Consider the following 19,848-nt stretch of genomic DNA (forward strand, 5'->3'; position numbering starts at 1 on the left):
TGCTTCGAGAACCAGCAGCATGCCCAAACTGAAAAGACGACATTTCTTATATGGTCGCCTCCCATTTGCAAGGTGATTTTTGATCGTGGCGAGGAGGGTGCCCCTATGTGTTTCGTCAAGCGTCAGGGGCTGACTTGGGTTGGTAAATGGTGCCGTCGCGCAGCATGGCGAACAGAACGTCGCAGCGTCGCCGTGCGAGCGCGATGAGCGCTTGGTTATGACGCTTGCCTTGCTGGATCTTGCGGGAGTAATAGGCCCGTGAGACTGGGTCCCGCAATGCCGCGAAGGCGGATAGGCACAAGGCACGCTTGAGTACCTTGTTGCCGCGTCTGGACGGATGCTCCCCGCGGATGGATGAGCCAGAGCGTCGGGTGACGGGGGCAAGGCCAGCGTAGGCTGCCAGATGGGCGGCCGAGGCAAAGGCTTTGTGGGCAACTTCGGTCAGGAGTCTGGCGGCAGTCCTGACGCCGACTCCCGGCATGCTGGTCAGGACCGGCCAAAGAGGGTGAGCAAGCACCAGTCGTTCTACTTCGGCAGCGATCTCGTCGCGTTGTTGACGCAAGGCCGCAAGCTGCTGGGCTAAACGGGGCATGACGATGGTGGCGGCTTGGGTGCCAGGCACGATCACGGCTTGTTCGCTCAGTGCCTGAACGACCTCGGCCGCCAAGCCTTTACCCATGCGAGGAGCGAGCTTGGTCAGGCGATTGGCGAGCGTCTTCTCGGTGGTGCTGGCAAGTGCGGCGGGCGACGGATAGCGCTCAAGCAGATCGAGCACCGCCGGATGGTCGAGGCGCGGTCCGAGAACGCGCTCGAGCGCCGGATGGATTTGAGTAAGCAGGCCGCGAATGCGGTTGCTCGTCTGCGTGAGCTGAGCGGCGAGGTCGTCATCGAAGCCGCACAGCATGGTGAGCTCGGCGAGCTGCTCGTCGGCCAATCGAAGCGAGCGCAGCGTATGCGGCATCGAGCGGGCGGCTTCGGCAATGATCGCGGCATCGCGGGCATCGGTCTTGGCTTCACCGGCATGCAGATCGGCGATGCGGCGCATGGCCAGTCCGGGCAAATAGGCGACGAGTACGCCTTCAGCGCGGGCGACGGCTACAGGAAGCGCACCGATGGTGGAAGGCTGATCGACGACGAACAGCAGTCGACCGTGAGTCCTGAGTTCGGTGATGAGGGCGCGCAGCTTGGCCTCGTCGTTGGGTAGAGCCTTGTTGTACAGGCGCTTACCGTTCCGATCGAGTGCCACGGCGTGATGATGGCCTTTACCGACATCGACGCCGACAAAGACATCGACGGTGTCACGTTGTTGAGTGTCTTGCATCGAAGTTTATGCAGAGTGAACGGATTGGCCTGCAACAACGGTGGCAAGTCTCGGCATCCACGTTACGGACGGCGTCGGGATATCCCGGCCAAACCCCTATCAGCGATCACCAGCCACCCACCAGGCCCGGTGACAACACCCCCCGGATCATGACTGCGACTGGGGGCGAGAATCATGCCGGGCCTGGCTGGCCATAGCCCCGATTATCGGGGCGTGAAGATAGTAACGGGGGGCGGACTTATATCCGGACTCGATCGCGGGTGGTACCCGCCGGCCCAGACGGATTTCGCCGCAAGGTTCCTAATCTAAGTAGCGGACTCGAGGTCCGAGAAATGTCTCAGGTTTGCCCTTGTGCGGTCCAACCTGTCTTGCCATCTTTCAGTATCACCTATGCAACCGTGATGAGCTTGATGCCCGTCGATTAGGCCTTCAACTCGATAGCTGCGCCGAAGGTTGGTAAGTTCGACCCTAGGCAAGCAGAGCCCAGATCGTTCGCGCCATCTTGTTCGCCGGCGCTACCGCGGCCACATTCGTAGGGCGTCGCGCCAACAGATTCCGCATGTGCGTCGGCAGATGTTTGGAACTCGATATCATGGCTCGAGCGCCGTGAATCAGCAGCGTGCGCAAATATGCGCCGATCCTCGACTGGTCCTATACCGCGATCCTCGGGTGGTGCCACAACGCCGATCGCGGACTGGCGCCTATACGCCGATCATCACGTGGCGCCTTTACGGTGATCACGGATTGACTCCATAGCGGCGATCCGTGACACGCCCGACCTCGCCACTGGCAATACCCGTTGCGCGACATGCCCAGTGGCAGTCGACTCTGCTGCCGTGTCCGCGTTGTCACTGGCAGCCGATGGATCAGTTTCCCTACACCACCTCTCCACCGGCAGAGAGCCGACGATGTCTCACGTGTTACTTCTGCGATGCGATGCTCGGTGGCGGCTGGGAGCCGGGGTTGGAGTATTTGCCTCCGGTTCGATGGATGTAGTCTTGCAGCCGCCCCAGGCACGCGCCGTTCAAGACATCCGCCGTGCTCGTGCATTCCACGCCCTGTGGCGCCGCGTTACCAAGGTTTTGGAAACTGGCCACATAGGTCATCGGATCGCTCGCACCTTCGAGCGCACTCCAAAGGGTGCCGTTCGGTTTGTCGTTGAAGTAGCACGGCACGCCCGTTCTGACGCCGGGTAGTGGCGTGTAGGCTCCATAGTAGCTGTCGCTCGCGCCCTTGAGGCGGATCAGTATATTGGCACTCGTTAGGGCTCCGGCCTTACCATTGCGAAGCAGCGCCCACCCTTGCGCACGGGCATAGGCAAATAGCTCCGCGCGTTCCGTATTGGGTAAGTCGCGTGGCCAGACGACAATGGTCGAGCCGCCGGTCGCATCCGGCTTCAACTCGCTATCGGCCAAGGCCGTGGTAATCGGCTCACCGGGCGCGTAGGTGCCGACGGATGCGCCGTACATCACAAGCGAGTAGTACGCGCCCTGCGTGTCGGGAAAAACGGTTTGCCCGTTCAGTGTCAGCGTGTCGAACACTGTCGGCACCTGCGGAATCCGGATGATCGCGATTTTGTTCGGGTTCAAGCCGGCCCCCAGATAGCCTGCACACTGGTCCGGCGGCGGAATGGACGACACGTCGGCACCGGGCAAGAGCGGAGGTCGGGTGAACGTCACCAATGTCGGGTCGATCACCGGAGCGTATTGCCATTTCGGCGGAATTGGCGATTGCGTCTGTGACATCGCTGTGACGTGCGCCGAGCGGTCGGCCGATTTCCGCGCGTCGGGAGGCGGGTTCGTTCCGTAAAGGTTTTCGAGTGGCGGGGTGTCGGTTGGCAAGTGGCCGACCGAGGCCGGAATCGCGTTGTATGCCGAACAGGAGAGCTTTTCGCCGGTCTTGTAGTTGACGGCGTAAATCGCGGGAAAAGGTGTCTGCGTCTTTCCACCCGAGCCGCCCAGGTTATAGCCCGGGAAGGCCTGATACACGCGATAGGCCAGCAGCGACGTCGCAACGTCCGTCGGTATCGTCAACTTATTGGGTATGTCCGCGAGCGACGAGCCAACAGTTGCGCCATTCGGCAGCAGCAGCATGCGGTAATGACGCTTGGGTTCCATAACCCGGTTGCCGATGATGAATGGGTTGACGCTCCCGGGGTCCGGGACGGTGGCTTTGTCTTTCATGACGGAAACCGCCTGGGCACGTGCGCCATACATTGTCCAGGAAAACCAAGCCGCATAAGGATAATCACCCTCCACCAAAAAGCCCACCGGAGTGCCGTCGATCGGCAATTTGGGCGCGATGTAGGAGTACGCCGCATGGGGGTCGGGCTGTAACGGAAAGCGAACCTTGTGCAGCCATTCAAAGCCGTACAGGCACGGATCGGGTTGAGCGTTGGCTTGGGCGCAAGCCGTGGCGGGCCCGATCGCGACAACCAGCATGGCGATTCGCGAAACGCGCTTCGCGCGCGCCAGACGTAAACTGAGAGCTTTATATAGGGATTTCATAGTTCAGTCCGAGATACAGAGATATACACATGCTATGGAGATCTGCAGGTTATGGCCAATACGGTATTCGCGCCTCGTGCGCGTGAACGATGGTAAGAAATCCATCCCATTAAACAACCTCCATGGGTACCCCGTCATGCGGACATTTCACCGCTAAGCCGCGCATCTCGACGATTGTGTATATAAGTATCGATTCATTGGAAACAGGGAAAAATCGGATGCGACGGAGCTATCGTTGAATCTAATGGGATGAATGAACCGCCCCGGGAATCGTTGAGGCTGGTTGGTTTAAGTTAATGCGGCTTCAGCGAGCCTGTTAGATTTTTAGTGTGCCGAGGGCATGAAACGATAACGGAACTGACGTGCTTTATTTCCCGTTTTCTGAGACCACCTCCATTTGATGTCATGCCGGCGAGCGTCAATCGACGCCATTGATGCCAAGCACGACAGTCATCCGCAGGGCGGCCCCGTGTCGTCGGCCGGACGCACGAATGTATGTTGCCGCTCGTCCTGTCACGTCAAGGCGTCCGGATGCCTCCGATCGATCGTCTACAGAGTAGGCGGCGTTGCAGCGGCAACCACGACACAGACCTCGTTACCCGTGTTTCTGAATCGATGTGGAACGCGGCTCTCGAAGAAATAAGCCTCCCCGGGACCGAGTACCGCTACCTGATCTCCGACGGTCACTTCCAGCCTTCCGCGGATGACGAACCCTGCTTCCTCTCCGGCGTGGCTCAACATCGAATCGCCCGTGTCGGCACCGGGTGCGTACGTGTCTTCCATCATCTGCAGGGCCCGCCGGCTCAAGTTCCGGCCAATCTGCCGTATGGTGTGCTTGCCGAGCGCTACCACGGTCAAATCTTCGGATTTAAAAAATATCCTTTCTGATTCATCGACGTTGCCGTCGATCAACGCGGTAACGGAAATCCGAAAGCTCGAGGCGATCTTCTGAAGTGATGCGATCGTCGGGCTGATCTCGTGCCGCTCGATCTTCGCAATCGTCGTATGGCTCAGTCCGGTGCGCCGGGCCAAATCCCTCTGCGTCAGCCCCCACGTCTTTCTCAGCGCCCGAAGACGGGCTGGAATGTCGATTTCATCAGACACTTGACTTCCTCAATTGTAAACTATAGGCTCCAACGTGAAACTATAATTTCCACCTGCCGAGTGGCCGGATATTGCTGGGACGATCCGACCGCGCTGCGGCAGGTTCATGTCGGCGCGCGAGCGTCCGGGCGGCGGCGCCCGCCATTGTCCACCGGACTACATAGATTCTCGCCTTTTTGGACGGGAAATGAATGCGCCCGGGCAAGCGCTGCCAAGCGAAGTCGGCCGACCAGGAACCGACTGCAATACGCCCGGGAACGGGGCGCCCGAAGGAGCGGGTCGATATGGATCGACGAAAGTGCGTTGACGAAAGCGTCCGGGCGCGACCTGCACCGGCGTGGCTGCCTCCGCTTCTCTTGTCTGCATCGACGCCGAATTTCCGTTGTCGCACGCATCGAGACTGGCGTTCCACACGTCCAGCTGACAAGGCGTTGCCCAAAACCAGCACAAGCTGGAGCTGATTGACCTGCCGGCGCAGCGTCATGCGCCGCTCCGTTGTTCAGGCCTGCTCCCAAGCCACTTATCGGTGTCACTCACGTTGCCGCGTGGCGACACCGGCCCGCCCGGGCTTGTTTGCGTCGTCTGGATTCCAATTACTGGAACATCGCCCCATCCATGCGGCGACACCGAGTTAGAGATTCAATGGCAAAAGCGATGAAAACCGAAAGTGTCGTCTCATACCTGTTCCTGTCGATTATATGGGGCCTGTCTTTCTTGGTGGTCCTGAAGGTAGTGAACGGGTTTGGCTGGGTAGGGGCCGTCAGTTTTCGCGCGCTTGTCGCGGGGACAACCTTGCTTGTCGTCGCGGCCGTGAAGCGGCGCAAAATCGATGTCCGAACTCAATGGCGATCTTTCGTGGTGGTTGGGGCGACCACCGTCGCTGGCCAACTGATTGGCTTGTCGTTTGCCACGCCTCGGATCGGCACGGCCATGGCGGCCATACTCGTGGCGACCATCCCTCTGTTCTCGATGATCATCGGGCAAGTGTGGGGACTTGAGCGAGTCACACCACAGCGGTTTGCAGGCCTGATGCTGGGTGCGGCCGGGATCGTATTGCTAGTGGGTTTTCCGGTGGTGCCGGTGACGCGTTCTTTCGTCCTTGGATGCGCAAGCTCCTTGTTCGGTTCGTTTTGTGCGGCACTCGGAAGCAACTACACCCTGCGTCGACTGCGAAACGTCGGCGCCCTGGAGGTGACGGCCAGCGCGTTCGTATTCGGCGGCCTGATTACTCTGCCGCTGCTCGCTTTCGTTCCCGTCGCCAGCGCACCAACCGTTTCCGACTTCGCCTATCTGGCGGTGCTTGGCAGTCTCATGAGCGGGTTCGCATACGTGACGTATTTCAGACTGGTATCGTCGATCGGCGCGACGCGCGCGATCAGCGTCGAATTCGTGGTCACCGTGGTGGCCGTATGCGTGGGTGCGCTCATGCTCGGGGAAAGCCTTTCGGCAATCCAACTGACGGGCGCTGTCATTGTCGCGGGCGGTTGCGCGCTCGTGCTCGGCATTACCCCGGATTTTCTGCCGGGACATGCGCGACGGCGCTATCGGGCATCCCAAAGAAAATAGGTTGACTTGATCAACTCCGCCGAACGGATAACGATCCGATTGGGGAGGCTGCGGTAGTTTGAATTCGTTTCACTAGATCCTTTACACGGAGAAACAAATGGAGCGTAAATTCAAAATATTGTTCGTCACGCCTCCCTATCACCCGTTCCACCTGGCGGATGAAAAAATCTATGTTGTCGAGCCCATTCAATATGAAGTGCTGGCTTCGCTGCTTGACAAGAATCACTACGAGGTCGCGATTCTGGATCAACGCCTGGAACGCAGCGAATCATCGCTATTGAAAGCGTTGCGCCAGCATCGGCCGGATTTCGTCGGGTTCACCAGCTGGACCATGCACGTCGGACTGGTACGCCGCCAGATGGCCATGGTGAAAGCGTTCAATCCTTCGATCATCACGGCCGTCGGGGGGCATCATGCGGGCATCGCTCCCTCCGATTTCTCCGACGCCAATATTGACTACGTGATGATGGGAGAGGCCTATCTTTCCTTTTCCAAACTGATCGAGCGCTGTCAAACCGGCGGGAAGAGCGTTTCCGATCTCCCGGGCGTAGCTTGGCAGGAAAACGGCGAATTCCATTCAAATGGAAAATCGGTTATCAGTCGCGAGTTTGAGCTCGACAACCTGCCGTTTCCCGACCGGGAGATACTCGGCAAGTACAAAAACCGCTACTACCATCTGTGGTGGAAGCCGATCGCGGCGCTTCGCACCTCGATGGGATGTCCGTCACGCTGCTCGTTTTGCAACCTGTGGCGGCCCAACCGAGGCAAGTACCTGACCTGGAGCCCGGAGTACGTGGTCGAGTATCTGAAGACGCTCGACGAGCCGTATGTGCTGTTCGTCGACGACCATTTCTTTGGCGACGCAAAAAGAGCACACCGTATCGGCGAGTTGATCTTGAAGTCGGGACTCAAGAAGCAGTACTGCCTGTACAGTCGTTCCGACGCAATCGCCAGGGATCCGGAATTGGTCGAGCTTTGGGCGCGCGCGGGATTGAAGCGCGTCCGCATGGGTCTGGAAAGCTATTCCGATTCCGAACTTCACGATATGGACAAGCAGAATTCCATCGAGAACAACGACAAGGCGATCGCCATCTTGAAGCGCAATGATGTGCTCACGGAAGGACTCTTCATGGTCGGGCTCGACTATACCGAGAAGGAATTCGACGCGCTGGGCAACTACATCGTGAGCCGGAAGATCGAAGTACCCAACATCACCGTGGCGACTCCCATGCCCGGAACGGAGGAATTCCGGGCAAAAGAGACCAGCATGATCCGGAAGAACTTCGAATATTTCGACTTCCAGCATGCCGTCTTGAGTACGCGCCTCAATATCAAGCAGTTCTGTCAGCTCTACGGCCGGCTTTTGCTCAAGGTTCAAAGACCTCCGGTCGAGCAGATACAGCGTATTGGGCTTCGCAACTTCATGATGCGCGTTCCATCGTTCTGGCGTTACTTTCTCAGTGTCCACAACTCTTACCGGCATTACCAGGACAGCAGCGAGCGGTTCGATTCCCTGCCGACGCTGCCATGGAACGAAGCCAAGTTCGACAATCCATGTGGCGCAAGGGCGCTAGATAGCGCGTTCGAATCGAAAAAAGGCCGGATCGAGCTTCCGCTCAAGGTCGTCACCGTGTCCGTCTGATCCAGGTCCTGGCTGAACAAACAAAGATCCCGAAATCACGACATTTCGGCGAAACAACTGAGAGTGCGTTGGTCTCGACGGGCGCCCCCACGGCATGCGCGCGGCCAGCAACATTTTCGCAATGGTCAAAGCCTCGGTGGCGTAGATTCACCTTGTCCGCGTCGTCAGGCTCGACGATTTTGCTGAGGGTAACCCACCATGTCTGACTTGGACGCATTGTCGCAAATTCAATTGGACATTGGCCATCCACACGATTTTCCGGCGCTCAGGCGCTTGCGTAAGGAGGTGTTTGTCGACGAGCTGGGGATTCAGGACATCACGTACCGTGACGTCTTCAACGACTGGTATTCCAAGAATATCTTGCTCCGACGCGACCGGAAAATCGTTGGCGCCGTTCGCGTGGCCTTCAGCCGCGATCAGCAGGAGTTCTATATCAGCTACTTGGTCATATCCAAATCGCACCGGAAATTGTCGTATCTCCGCCTGCTTTTCGGCGCGGCGATTCATGTCCTGCAAGTCAACGGCATCCGCTCGGTCAGGGCAGACTCCGCCGATCTGAATCTTTCCATGTATTTGTCCGCAGGATGCGAGGTGCTCGGACCAAAATTCAAGAAATATGGATTCAACTGCGATTGGACGCCACTGCGGTACGTTGTCGGCACCAACGGAGACAGGGAAAGGAAAATTGTGGAACACGCTGCGCTGTTGCTCGGCGGCGATGAACGTCTCCGCTGGCGATTCGCTCCTATCCTTCGGTGCTGCGAGGATCAGCCTTCCTACGATGAGGCGCTCGTTCGATTCATCGAATCGAACGGCTCCGCCGAGATCATCCCGCATGTGGGGTCGAGCAGCTTGACGATCCGTTCGAATGCGGTCGTCACGCACGCGACCCTCTTCGATCCGGTGGCCGACGCTTCAACCGGGACGCACAAAGCCGATCTGCCCGCACTTTTCGATCGTTTGAATGAAACGTTGTCGCGCGATCATGTCGTCGTCGTCAATCGGTGCTCGGCCGCGCTGAATGTGGCAAGAACGTATAGCACCTGTACCGGAAAATATCTTGTTTGCATCGACCACCCATTCGACGTCGTGAGTATCGATCGTGATCAGGTGAAGAGTGTGCTTTGGCTCGCCGATTCGCCGGCGGACATTCCGGAAATCGTTCGCCGTCTCGACTCGATCAACGGCTTTCCGGTTGGCTTTGTGCTGGCGACAAGCACAGCGTCGGCCTCTGTCGCATTGCTCAGCACGTTCCTCGATTTTCTCTATCCGGCCGATGCGCTGTATGAGCCCGTGCAGTGGATCGACTCAGTACGCGCATCGTCGTATTCCACCTACAACGCCGCCCTCGGCGGCAACTTGTTAACCTTCGCCGATGCCGCCGTCACCGTCGAAGCAACCGTTATCGGGATCATCGGCAGGACGCATTGCATCGTTTCGTTCGGCGCGCCTAAAGCCAGGATCGAAATGTTCATCAATACGTTGCTGTCCATCGGGTTTTCCGTCGGCGCCACGGTGCGATTCGCGAATCTCGCCTATGGCGACGAATTGGCAGCACCGCTTATCCTGATTGGCGACCCGAGTGTTCGTCTCGCGCCGGAACGCCCCAGCGATACGCGGACATCTGGAGACCCGGAATCCCAGATGACGGTACGCCGACATGATGGCGTCGCTCCGGATTCGCCGTCGCTGCTGCATGTCACGTGGCGGCGGAACCAGCAGTTTGAACCGCCCGCCGCATTAGCCAATGTCATCGGTGGATTTGGCGCTCCGCTGCATACCACGTCTTGCGCGGATCGCGATCTGCAACACTTGTTTCTCCTCGGCGCAAGCCGACGGATGGTAACCGAGGCCCCGTGCACGTTGCCCGAAATGGAAAATTGGCCAAGCACATGATAGGAAAGGTCGCGATCGTCACAGGCTCATCGTCGGGCATCGGGCTGGCGGTCGCGCGCTCGTTTGCGGAGCATGGTGCTCACTTGGTGCTGGTGGCCCGACGTCACGACCGGTTGGTCGCACTGACTCGCCAGCTTGCCCATCTCGACGTCAAGGTTGTCGCGATCGCCGCCGACATAACCCAAGAGGAAAGCCGTCAAGCGATCATCTCGCAGGCCATGCGCAATTTCGGCCGGATCGACATTCTCGTCAACAACGCCGGCTTCGGTTACCGAAGCCCGATAGAGGCGACACCGCTGTCCGCCATACGCTCGAACTTCGAGACCAACGTATTTTCGCCAATCGCGTTGGCGCAGCTGGTCATCCCGATCATGAAGCAACAGCGATCCGGCTGCATCGTCAACATGAGTTCGGTGGCGGGAAAGATCGCGAGGCCGTTGTCGTCGATTTACGACGCCACCAAGCACGCGCTGGAAGCAATTTCCGACGGGTTGCGCGGGGAGTTGAAGCAATTCGGGATTCGTGTCCTCGTCATCGAGCCCGGCTTCGTTCAGACCGAGTTCACGGACATCGCGAAGACAATATCCTCGGAATATTACGGGAAATACCCCGAATACCAGACGCTGCTCCAGGTTCACGTCAGACGCGACGAGCGATGGCGGCGATTTGCCGCCGATGCTGACGAGGTCGCGCGCACCATCGTTCAGGCTGTGCAAGGCACGGATTCAAAGGTTCGATACGTGACGCCGGGGTTCGCCAGATTGATGCTGACGCTGAAGCGCATCTTGCCGGAACGCCTGTTTCATCGGCTCATTGACGTATAAGCCGCCCTGCAACGTCAGGTTGGCCCGCCCCATACGACCCTTGGCCTGACTCAAGTTCGCACAGAACGTCTCGACGTTGAGTTCGTACCGCGCGCGGCCGAACTGCGCGACACCTTTGTCCGTGGTCTCCGAGCGCCCCTTCGCGGAAAAGACGCTGGCCTTGTCGCTGTAGAGCGCGCCTCAGACGCGACACCTGACGCTCGCTCAGTCCGGCCGTGCATGCCGCTCAGACGTCCTTCAACGACCGATTCGATGATCTTGACGCGTCGTAGCTCGTTCATGCCGATCGTCACCATTCTGAGATGTCGTAGCACCAGCTATTTAGAAATGTCGGGTTTCAAGGGTTAAAAGGTTGATTTCATGGGGTCCAGCTCACGCGGTGTCGAAGGTGGGCCTTTCCCATATTGGTCCATGTCGTTGCCGATATCGACATCACGCCGGAGGAATATGAGGATCGCTGCGTTCGCGCGATCTCCGAAATGCTGACGGTGCTGGATCCGGAACCCCAGCTCTTCCATCAAGCGACTGACCTTGAAGCGGCCAACGTCGTGCCTTGCTCACGCATCATGCCCATGATGCTGCGGCTGCCGGCTGAGCTTCGGCTTTCGACGAACAGCTCGTGAACTCGGCTGCGCAGCCCCGCGCCAATCGTCTGCTTTGTCTGTCTGCCAATCGGCGTCTGCAATTCGTTGTGCCAGTCAAAGCCGCCGCGGCCCCATTGCCGACCGCTTCGCATCGTCCCACATACAAAGCACGAATTACGATTGCAAATGACTCGCATTTGCATTAAATTTCCGCGCAAATGTACTGTTTGGAACACAAATGTCGGCGCGATGCCGTCCGCGGTGCCCGAACGCAGATCACACCAAAGGATAGGGTATGAGCAGGAAGAACTGGGCGGCCGCACCGATGGCCATCGTCGTCGGCACGGCCGGCCTCGCCACCGCCGATGCGCAGGAGATATCGCTGCCCGCCATCGAGATTTCGGGGCAGCGCACGGCGGCGCCGTTTCGCGCGACCGAATCGACGAGCGCGACGCGCAGCGAGGCGAACATCATGGAGATTCCGTTCGCGGTCAGCAGCGTCGATCAGAAACTGATCCGGACCGTCGCCGCGACGCGCGGCGACGACCTGTACGACTGGGTTGCGGGCGTCGCGCGGCAGAACAACTTCGGTGGCCTGTGGGACAACTACGCGGTGCGCGGCTTTGCCGGTGACGGCAACACGTCCGGCACCGACTACCTCGTGAACGGCTTTTCGTGGAATCGCGGGATGAGCGTTCCGCGCGACACCGCCAACCTCGAGCGCATGGAAGTGCTCAAGGGGCCCGCGTCGGCGCTGTATGGCCGCGGCGATCCGGGCGGACTCATCAGCTATACGACGAAGCAGCCGCAGTTCGTGCGCTCGAACACTATCGGCATATCGGCCGGCAGCTACGGCGCGTTGCGCGAGACGCTCGATTCGACTGGCCCCGTCACGAAGTCGCTCGCGTACCGTTTCGTCGCGATGAACGAGAACAACGGCAGTTTCCGCGATACGGTGTCGAGCAAACGCTACCTGTTCGCGCCGTCGTTCACCTGGGATCTCGGCGTAAACACGACACTCCATTACGAATTCGAGAGCGTGCGCCAGCGCGCGCCGCTCGATCGCGGCGTGGTGGCGATCAATGGGCAGCTCGGCGCGATTCCCGCATCGCGCTTCCTCGGCGAGCCGCGCGACGGCGACTACGACGTGCGCAACACGGGCCATCAGCTCACGCTCGAACATCGCGTCGATGCGAACTGGTCGATCAACGCCGGCTTCGCGCAGCGCGACACCGACCTGTCCGGACGCTCTTCCGAAGCATTCGCGCTGCAGCCGGACGGGCGCACGCTATGGCGACGCTATCGGCAAGTCGCGTTTCACTCGAACGACTTGCAAGGCCGCATCGAAACGACCGGCAAGTTCCGCACCGGCGGCATCGGCCACACGCTCGCGATGGGCGTCGATGCGTATCGCTTCAACTACGACCAGTTCGTCTCGCGCTCGACGCCGAGCGCCGCCGCACCGTATGCGATCGACGTCTTCGAGCCGGTCTACGGCCAGCCGGCGCCCGCGCTGCGTACCGCGACCAACCTGCTCGAACGCGACGACGGGCAAGGCATCTACGCGCAGGACACGCTGGCGTTCGGACCTCACTGGAAAGTCCTGGCCGGGCTGCGCTGGGATCGCTTCCACCAGTCGGTCGAGAATCGCCTGAAAGGCGTGACGAGCAGCCAGTTGCAAACCGCGTTGAGTCCACGCATCGGCGTCGTGTACGAAATGAGCCCCGCGCTGTCGCTTTATGCGAACACCGCGTATTCGTTCCGGCCGAACAACGGCGCCGATGCCGATGGCCGCGCGTTCGACCCGGAGAAGGGGCACGGCTATGAAGCCGGCGCGAAATGGGCCGGCGCGCGCTGGCTCGCGACGGTCGCGGCGTTCTACGTCAACAAGCGCAACGTGCTGAGCGCCGATCCGGCGAATGCCGGCTTCTCGCGCGCGGCCGGCGAGGTGCGCAGCCGCGGCGTCGAATTCGAATGGAACGCAGACCTGGGCCATGGCGTCCGGGGTCTCGTCAACCTTGCGTACGTCGATGCCGAGGTCACGCGCGATGCCGTGCTGACGCCTGGCGCACGCCTGGTCGACATTCCGCGGTTGAGCGGCAGCGCGCTGCTCATGTACGAAACCGCGCTACCGTTCGCGGTCAGGGCAGGCGCCGGCGCCGGCGTGATCTATGTCGGGCGCCGCGCCGGCAACACGGCGAACACGCAGGACGGCTTCGAGCTGCCCGCCTATGCGACCGTGCAACTCAACGGCTACGTGCAGGTCAACAAGCACCTGCGTGCGTCGGTCGTGCTGAACAATCTGTTCAATCGCACCACCTACGTCAGCTCCTACAACAGCCTGTGGGTGACGCCGGGCGCACCGCGCAGCCTGTTTGCGTCGCTCGCCTACTCGTTCTAGGCCGAACCGCTTTCCTGACGGACATCGCGCGTCAGGCGCCGGGCGCGATACGACACGCCAACGTCCAGCACGACTCGTTGATGTCCGTTGAAGTTGCAGGCCAGGAGATCAAGATTCTGTATGAGCGCCAGCGATTCTTTGGAATCATGCAGCAACCGCTTTATCAGTGGACAATGCAAGTCTGCTTTGATGGTTTGGAGTTATCTCCGAATGAAAATTCAGACGAGAAGAATTGGTTGCTAAATGAGCCCGCTCTGAATGAGCTGTACAAGCACTGGCGCGACTATGACCTTGTGAATCAACGCGGTTCAGCCATCCTGGTCTCAAGCGCCTCCGGCGTCGCGATGCGCAGGAAGGGCACGATCAACAGAAGCGTGGCAACGCCGAATCCGATGAACGCCGCGCGCATGCCGAAGTATTCTGAAATCAGCCCGCCCAGTCCCGCGCCGATCGGCATCGCGCCCCAGCTGAACAGGCGCGCGGCTGCGTTGTAGCGGCCGAGCAGCGCGGCGGGTACAAGCGCCTGGCTGATAGTGCGTGCGTTGACGGTCCATAGCGTGCCACCCAGGCCGCCCGCAAACGCGCTGGCCGCCACCGCCCACAGATCGAGGGTCGCTGCGGGCACCGCCATCATCGCGAGAGTGCCTAGCAGATCGACGAACATCACTGTGCGGCGTCCGAAACAACGGTTCAAAGTGGTGACGCCAAGCGCGCCGACGAACCCGCCGACACCAAGCGCGCTCAGCGCCACGCCATAGCCACGCGCGTCAAGGCCCATCGCCTGGGTCGCGAACAGCGGCATCAGCGCGAGCCAGGCGCCCCAGCACGCGCACAGTACCGTGAGTGTGGCAGCCATCAGGCGCAACACCGGTTCGCGCCACAAATGGTGCATTCCCTCAGTGATCTCCCGGTGCACGGGCTCGCGCCGGGCGTCCGGCGCTCGCGCGACGCGAAACCGACCGCTCAACAAGAACAGCACCACGATGCCGATCAGATAGGCGCTCGACACCGCGCCAAGCGCGAGGACGGTGCCGGCCGCGACGAGCAAGCCACCAGCCAGCGGGCCACAGAATTCGTTGCAGACCGTCTCCGCGCCTGCGACCCACGCGTTCGCGCGCTCGCGGCCGGCGGGTGCGACCGCATCGGGGATGAGTGCGGCAGCGGAGGTCAACGCGATCACCTCAGCGATGCCGAGCGTAAAGCCACCCGTGTACAGCGCAGACAGTGTGATGCGCTGCGATAGCGAAAGCAGCACGAGTGTCGCGATTGCGCCGAGGCGCATACCGTTGGCGAGCCAAAGGAGCAGGCGGCGATCGGCGCGATCGACCAGCACGCCGACGTGCAGCGCGACCAGCAGCCACGGCAGCGTGAGGGTGAGAGATACCCCCGATACTTGGACCGGCGACTGAGTCAGGGCGGTTGCCATCAGCGGCAGCGCAACCTTGGTCACGCCGTCCGCGAGATTCGTCAGCGCGGTGAATGCGACGAGCACGACGGTGTTGCGGCCGCTCACCGCGTCGCGTTCGAGATCGGATCGAGTGACCGTGTTCAAGCCTGTCTCCGGTGCGGATGGTCTGTCATCGGGCGCGGTGATCGTCTAGGTGGCGTGCCGCAGTTCGGCTAGCGCAAGGTCGCAACGGTACTCGATGCCACCGCGCAGCAGATGACTGGTTGTCTTCGGCAGATACGGGCGACGCCGCGGCCGCGCGAGATGACCTCATCGGGAGTGAACACGAGTTCCGGGCGGCGTGACTCCAATATTACCCGCGAATAGTCGAGCATCAAACGCGGCACCCGAGCGTAGCCGCGCCGCAACGCGAACTCGCAGCGATGGTGACTGAAGACGACGCCCCGCAAAGATCGTTGCGTGATGCGGCGCCCGAGGTAGGGGCGCCAACGCGCATCGCGCAATGCCGGACGACATGCTCAAGCTCGAGCAACGTTGAAGCCAGTCAGCGTCACGAGCCAACCATGACGCCCGCTGCCTTACCAGTCGATACGATGCTTCTGCCCGGTTTCGTCGTGCCGGTGATCGTCGTCGGCGTGCAGATACAGGCTCGTCGTCGTGAGCGACGCGTGGCCGAGGTTGTCGCGGATGACTCGCAAGTCGACGTCGCCGTCGGCCATGTGGGAGCCCGCGCTATGTCGCAGCCAGTGGGCCGAGGCGCGCTCGAGTTGGGCCGCGCGGGCGGCGTACTCGTCACCGCGCAGGCGCAGCTTTTCGGCGGCGCCGGCGAAGATACCCTTGACGATCGTGTGCAGCGCCGCGCGCGTGAGCGGCTTCATGGATTTGCCGAGCGGCAGCACGAGCGGCGTGTCCTCGTGCGAGCCGGGCAGAACGGGCAGTCCGCGCTCGCGCCGGTAGCGGCCAAGCTCGGCCATCATCTCGGCGGAAGCCGGCACGAGGCGCTCTTTGTCGCCCTTGCCGGTGACTTCGAGCCACCAGCGCTCGTGCCCGTCGGCGTCGCGCCGGCAGAAGAACCGGCCCATCGTGTTGCCGCTGACCTCGGAGATACGCAGGCCGCCAAGATAGAGTAGGGTGAACAGCCACCGCGCGCGCCAGTAGCGTTCGCGCTCCCGGTCGGTGTCGCGTGGCAGGCTGTCGATGTAGATTTTGACCTCCTGCCACAGGTCGCGCTCGAGAAAGCGCGTCACTCGTGGCGATGCACGTCGCGCGCGCTGGCGTGAAAGCGACAGCGGGTTGCCGGCGAGGTAGCCCGCGCCAACGAGCCATGAGAAAAGGGCGTTGAGGATCACCATGGCCTGGCGCTGGCTGGAGGCGGCAAGCGGCCCGTGGAACGGACGCCAGCGCGGGTCGTCGCGCGGAAACTTGCGCCCGGTGGCGACCCATCGGGCGCGCGGCTGCGGATCGGCGAGGAAGCGCCGGTACACGAGCAGATCCTCATGCGTTAGCGACGACAACGGCTTGCCGAGCTGGACGATCGACCACAGCAACAGCCGTTCGGCTTCCTTGCGATAGTTCTCGAAGGTGGTTTGCTTGTCGGCGACGCGCGCCAGCCACGCGCGCACGGCCGCGAGATCGTCATCGGCTGCGATCTGGCGGCGGCCGGCGGCACGGTTCACGCCAGTGCGGCCGGCCAGATCATCGGGCAGCTCGAGTACGTCGAGCGGACGCGGCGCAACCAGGGTGGTTTTCATGGAATTAGGATCCTCAGCGTGTCACGCGATGATTGTCGCACCTTTGCCGCTAAATTTCAACATTATAGGGTTAATGTCAAAATTTATGAGAGTGTTCGTAATAAATCATGCGGTTTACGTAGTAATATATAGGAAAATTCCACGATGAAAATCCTCATGAGTGACGTCCCATCCACCGATGCGGCGCTGGCCGCCGAAATCGAGCGCCTGAAGGCAGCGGTTCCGAAAACCCGCGACCTGTACCGCGAAGTCTGCGCGTTGTTGTTCTTCCGCTTCGGCGTCACGCCGACGGCAAATCGCCTATATCAGCTGGTGCGCCGCGGCAGCATGAGCACGCCTACCGAGGTGCTGGCCGAGTTCTGGGCACAGTTGCGCGAGAAAAGCCGCGTGCGGATTGACCGTCCCGACCTGCCGCCGGAAATACAGGCGGCCGCCGGCGACCTCGTAGCCGCGTTGTGGGATCGGTCAACGGCCGCCGCGCATGCGGCCGTGCAGGCACTGCGCGTCGAACTGGAGTCCGAGCGGGAGGCCGGGCAGGCGGCGGTTACCGCCGCTCATGAAGCGGCGGCACGAGCCGAGGCCGCGCTTAAGGAGAGCCGTGCCGCTCTACTCTCGGCGAACGCTCGGATTCAGGCGCTGGAGCAGGCGCAGGCAGTGGGCGATGCGACACGCCGCTCGCTGGAGGGCGAAATCGTGCGTCTCCAGCAGGAAAACCGCGAGAAGGACGCCGCGCAGGCGCAGGCCCGGGCAGACTTTGCCCGGGAACTCGAAAAAGTGCGCGAGGATGCGCAGCGCGCCGCAGAGCGCTTGCGCGCGGCCGAAAAACACGCGCTGATGGAGATTGAACGGGAGCGGGCGACCAGTGCGAGGCTCCTGAAAGAGCGCGACGCTGCGGCGCGACGCGCTGAAGATGCCGAAGCACGGCAACAAGCCGACGCGCGGGCGCTTCAGATGCATCTGGGTGACGCCCGCCAGAGAATCGGCATGCTCGAAGGCAGCCTGGACGCCGCCCGTCGCGCGACCGCCGGATATCTGGAGGAACTGAAGGCGCTGCGTCAGCAAGGTTTGGCTGCCTTGCAGGACGGCATGGCCGGCCGCAATGGCCGTCGCAAGGGTGAAGCGATGGCAGGCGCCGCCCGGCGGCTCGCCCGTTCCGCAGGCAGGGCCCACGTGCGGAAGAAAGCCATATGACGAAACCCGCAATATCTCGGCGTTCTCCAGGCCGATTGCACCGCCCGAATCCTTAGCGTTGTTTCCGGCACGACGAACATAGCCGACGTCGATATCGGGAGTTCGGTGACCAAAAAACCAGGGGCGACACGTCGATATTCAACATTGCGAAATTAAATATTGCGGTCTGAATAACATTGACTAACATCGATAAGGAATTCGCTATCTACCATCAAGCGGGGGTCATCACGTCCCGATCGATGTGACGATACCACTGCCCCTTCTCGCGGCTTCGAGGGAGTAAACATGACAAACGGCATCCTCGTCGAAAAATCTCCGCTACCCAAGTCCCGCGTGTTACCGGTGATTGAAGCTCTGTTGAATCACTATGCAAACGAGGACCAGTATGTCTACGAGCGAGGCCCTTGTTGGTATGTCGGAATTGGTGCGAAGGCTTCGCTGATGATCGACTCCGATGGCAGGCAGGCAACCATCTTCGCCAATGGGGAAACTCAATCCGTCGCTGTCAATGGAACGCTTGCCGAAACAGCGAGGACATTCCTTTCGCGCCACGGGCCGCCGGCTGCCAGGATTTTTGGCCAGGCCGGCTTCAATTACGCGGCACATGTAAACGGACATCCGTACCGGCCGGGCAGATGGCCGCTTCTTGCGCTCATGCTTCCCCATAAGGAAGTGGTTTTCGACGGGAATTCCGCAACGATTTATACCGTCGACCAGGCTACTGCCCAGGAAATTCAAGCGCTTATGACTGCGCGCGCAAAGGAGATGCCTTCAGGCGGGCTATCGGTAGACGCATCCGCCAACGCCGCCGACTATGAAGACCGGGTGAGCCGCGCGTTGATAGAAATTGGCAACGGAGCCTACGCGAAAGTCATCATTGCCCGTTCGATCGAACTCGAAAGCGAAATCGATATGCCGGCGACGCTACGGCATGGCCGGGCATCCAATTCGCCCGCGCGCTCGTTCCTGCTCAAGCACGGACAATTTGAAGCAGTCGGATTCAGCCCGGAACTCGTCACCCTTGTTGAAAACGGTGTTGTGACGACCGAGCCGCTTGCAGGAACTCGTTCTGCCTTAGGCACCGACGAAGAAATTGCTGCACGGCGCAACGAGTTGCTCAACGATCCAAAGGAAATTGTCGAGCATGTGCTCTCCGTACGAGCTGCTATCGAGGAGCTTGACGAAATATGTGTCGCGGGGACTGTTTCAGTGAACGATTTCATGTCGATACGCCAGCGAGGTAGCGTGCAGCACTTAGGATCACGTGTCTCTGGAAGGCTGGCCTGCGGAAAAGATGCCTGGGATGCGTTCGATACCCTGTTCCCTTCGATTACGGCATCGGGCATCCCGAAGAAGCTTGCGCTGCACGCCATTGAGCGCCTGGAGGACACTCCGCGCGAGTTGTACGCGGGCGCCGTTCTGCTTCTCGAGGGACACGGCATGTTCGAGGCGACCCTGGTGCTTCGGTCGGTGTTCCAGGATAAATCCAGGAGGTGGCTCCAGGCCGGCGCCGGCATCATCGCTCAATCGAGGCCGGAACGGGAACTAGCCGAAACCAACGAAAAACTGGCCAGTATCGCGCCTTACCTCGTCGCAAGAACCCGAGCGGAAGCAGTCGGGACGTCCATCAGCCGATCGTCCGCATAAACACAA

At 60.7% G+C, this 19,848-nt stretch carries 12 protein-coding genes and 3 pseudogenes; 7 read left to right on the plus strand and 8 right to left on the minus strand.

Annotation, left to right across the window (positions count from 1 at the left end; all coding sequences use genetic code 11):
• Positions 1 to 115 precede the first annotated feature (115 nt).
• The 4 genes and pseudogenes from AQ611_RS20145 to AQ611_RS20155 all read right to left on the minus strand — a co-directional run bounded on the left by AQ611_RS20145 (position 116) and on the right by AQ611_RS20155 (position 4,932).
• Positions 116 to 1,321: an IS110 family RNA-guided transposase gene (locus AQ611_RS20145; protein WP_069235820.1), complete on the minus strand. Its 1,206-nt coding sequence runs from the start codon at positions 1,319 to 1,321 to the stop codon at positions 116 to 118.
• Positions 1,322 to 1,789: 468 nt separating this feature from the next.
• Positions 1,790 to 1,951, minus strand: a pseudogene (locus tag AQ611_RS26470) (IS110 family transposase); the annotation flags it as partial.
• Between the two features lie 290 nt (positions 1,952 to 2,241).
• Positions 2,242 to 3,828: a hypothetical protein gene (locus tag AQ611_RS20150; protein ID WP_146011714.1), complete on the minus strand. Its 1,587-nt coding sequence runs from the start codon at positions 3,826 to 3,828 to the stop codon at positions 2,242 to 2,244.
• A gap of 549 nt (positions 3,829 to 4,377) precedes the next feature.
• On the minus strand, positions 4,378 to 4,932 hold the full coding sequence (locus AQ611_RS20155) for a cupin domain-containing protein (RefSeq protein WP_059519693.1): 555 nt from the start codon (positions 4,930 to 4,932) through the stop codon (positions 4,378 to 4,380).
• A 642-nt stretch (positions 4,933 to 5,574) separates the two neighbouring features.
• Between AQ611_RS20155 and AQ611_RS20160 the strand changes: the two genes are divergently transcribed.
• The 4 genes from AQ611_RS20160 to AQ611_RS20175 all read left to right on the plus strand — a co-directional run bounded on the left by AQ611_RS20160 (position 5,575) and on the right by AQ611_RS20175 (position 10,860).
• A complete protein-coding gene (locus AQ611_RS20160) occupies positions 5,575 to 6,498 on the plus strand; it encodes a DMT family transporter (protein ID WP_231936076.1) in 924 nt (307 codons plus the stop codon).
• Positions 6,499 to 6,595: 97 nt separating this feature from the next.
• Positions 6,596 to 8,140 carry a B12-binding domain-containing radical SAM protein gene (locus AQ611_RS20165; protein ID WP_069235823.1) on the plus strand — a complete coding sequence of 515 codons (1,545 nt, stop codon included), beginning with the start codon at positions 6,596 to 6,598 and terminating at the stop codon, positions 8,138 to 8,140.
• Positions 8,141 to 8,338: 198 nt separating this feature from the next.
• Positions 8,339 to 10,036, plus strand: a complete 1,698-nt coding sequence (locus AQ611_RS20170) for a GNAT family N-acetyltransferase (RefSeq protein ID WP_146011713.1) — start codon at positions 8,339 to 8,341, stop codon at positions 10,034 to 10,036.
• Positions 10,033 to 10,860: an SDR family NAD(P)-dependent oxidoreductase gene (locus AQ611_RS20175; protein WP_059519697.1), complete on the plus strand. Its 828-nt coding sequence runs from the start codon at positions 10,033 to 10,035 to the stop codon at positions 10,858 to 10,860. The genes AQ611_RS20170 and AQ611_RS20175 overlap by 4 nt, the downstream gene beginning before the upstream one ends.
• Here AQ611_RS20175 and AQ611_RS26800 read toward each other — a convergent pair.
• Together AQ611_RS26800 and AQ611_RS26475 are read right to left on the minus strand one after the other, a co-directional pair.
• Positions 10,858 to 11,037, minus strand: a pseudogene (locus AQ611_RS26800) (ISNCY family transposase); the annotation flags it as partial. The gene AQ611_RS20175 and the pseudogene AQ611_RS26800 sit on opposite strands and share 3 nt — an antisense overlap.
• A gap of 326 nt (positions 11,038 to 11,363) precedes the next feature.
• Positions 11,364 to 11,497: pseudogene (locus tag AQ611_RS26475) on the minus strand (IS3 family transposase); the annotation flags it as partial.
• A 242-nt stretch (positions 11,498 to 11,739) separates the two neighbouring features.
• On the opposite strand from AQ611_RS26475, the gene AQ611_RS20185 reads away from it, so the two are divergent.
• On the plus strand, positions 11,740 to 13,845 hold the full coding sequence (locus AQ611_RS20185) for a TonB-dependent siderophore receptor (RefSeq protein ID WP_069235826.1): 2,106 nt from the start codon (positions 11,740 to 11,742) through the stop codon (positions 13,843 to 13,845).
• A gap of 298 nt (positions 13,846 to 14,143) precedes the next feature.
• Here AQ611_RS20185 and AQ611_RS20190 read toward each other — a convergent pair whose 3' ends face one another.
• Both AQ611_RS20190 and AQ611_RS20195 read right to left on the minus strand, forming a co-directional pair.
• The gene (locus AQ611_RS20190; protein WP_069236422.1) at positions 14,144 to 15,337 is read right to left on the minus strand and encodes an MFS transporter; all 1,194 of its coding nucleotides are present in this window, start codon (positions 15,335 to 15,337) and stop codon (positions 14,144 to 14,146) included.
• 494 nt (positions 15,338 to 15,831) lie between these two features.
• Positions 15,832 to 17,004: a tyrosine-type recombinase/integrase gene (locus AQ611_RS20195; protein ID WP_059519701.1), complete on the minus strand. Its 1,173-nt coding sequence runs from the start codon at positions 17,002 to 17,004 to the stop codon at positions 15,832 to 15,834.
• Between the two features lie 156 nt (positions 17,005 to 17,160).
• On the opposite strand from AQ611_RS20195, the gene AQ611_RS20200 reads away from it, so the two are divergent.
• Together AQ611_RS20200 and AQ611_RS20205 are read left to right on the plus strand one after the other, a co-directional pair.
• Positions 17,161 to 18,195 carry a DNA-binding protein gene (locus AQ611_RS20200; RefSeq protein WP_069236423.1) on the plus strand — a complete coding sequence of 345 codons (1,035 nt, stop codon included), beginning with the start codon at positions 17,161 to 17,163 and terminating at the stop codon, positions 18,193 to 18,195.
• 285 nt (positions 18,196 to 18,480) lie between these two features.
• Entirely contained in the window at positions 18,481 to 19,842 is a 1,362-nt protein-coding gene (locus AQ611_RS20205) for a salicylate synthase (RefSeq protein WP_069235827.1), read from the plus strand.
• Positions 19,843 to 19,848: the final 6 nt, after the last annotated feature.

Origin of the sequence: Burkholderia singularis (genome assembly GCF_001718875.1) — a bacterium.
GTDB lineage: Bacteria > Pseudomonadota > Gammaproteobacteria > Burkholderiales > Burkholderiaceae > Burkholderia > Burkholderia singularis.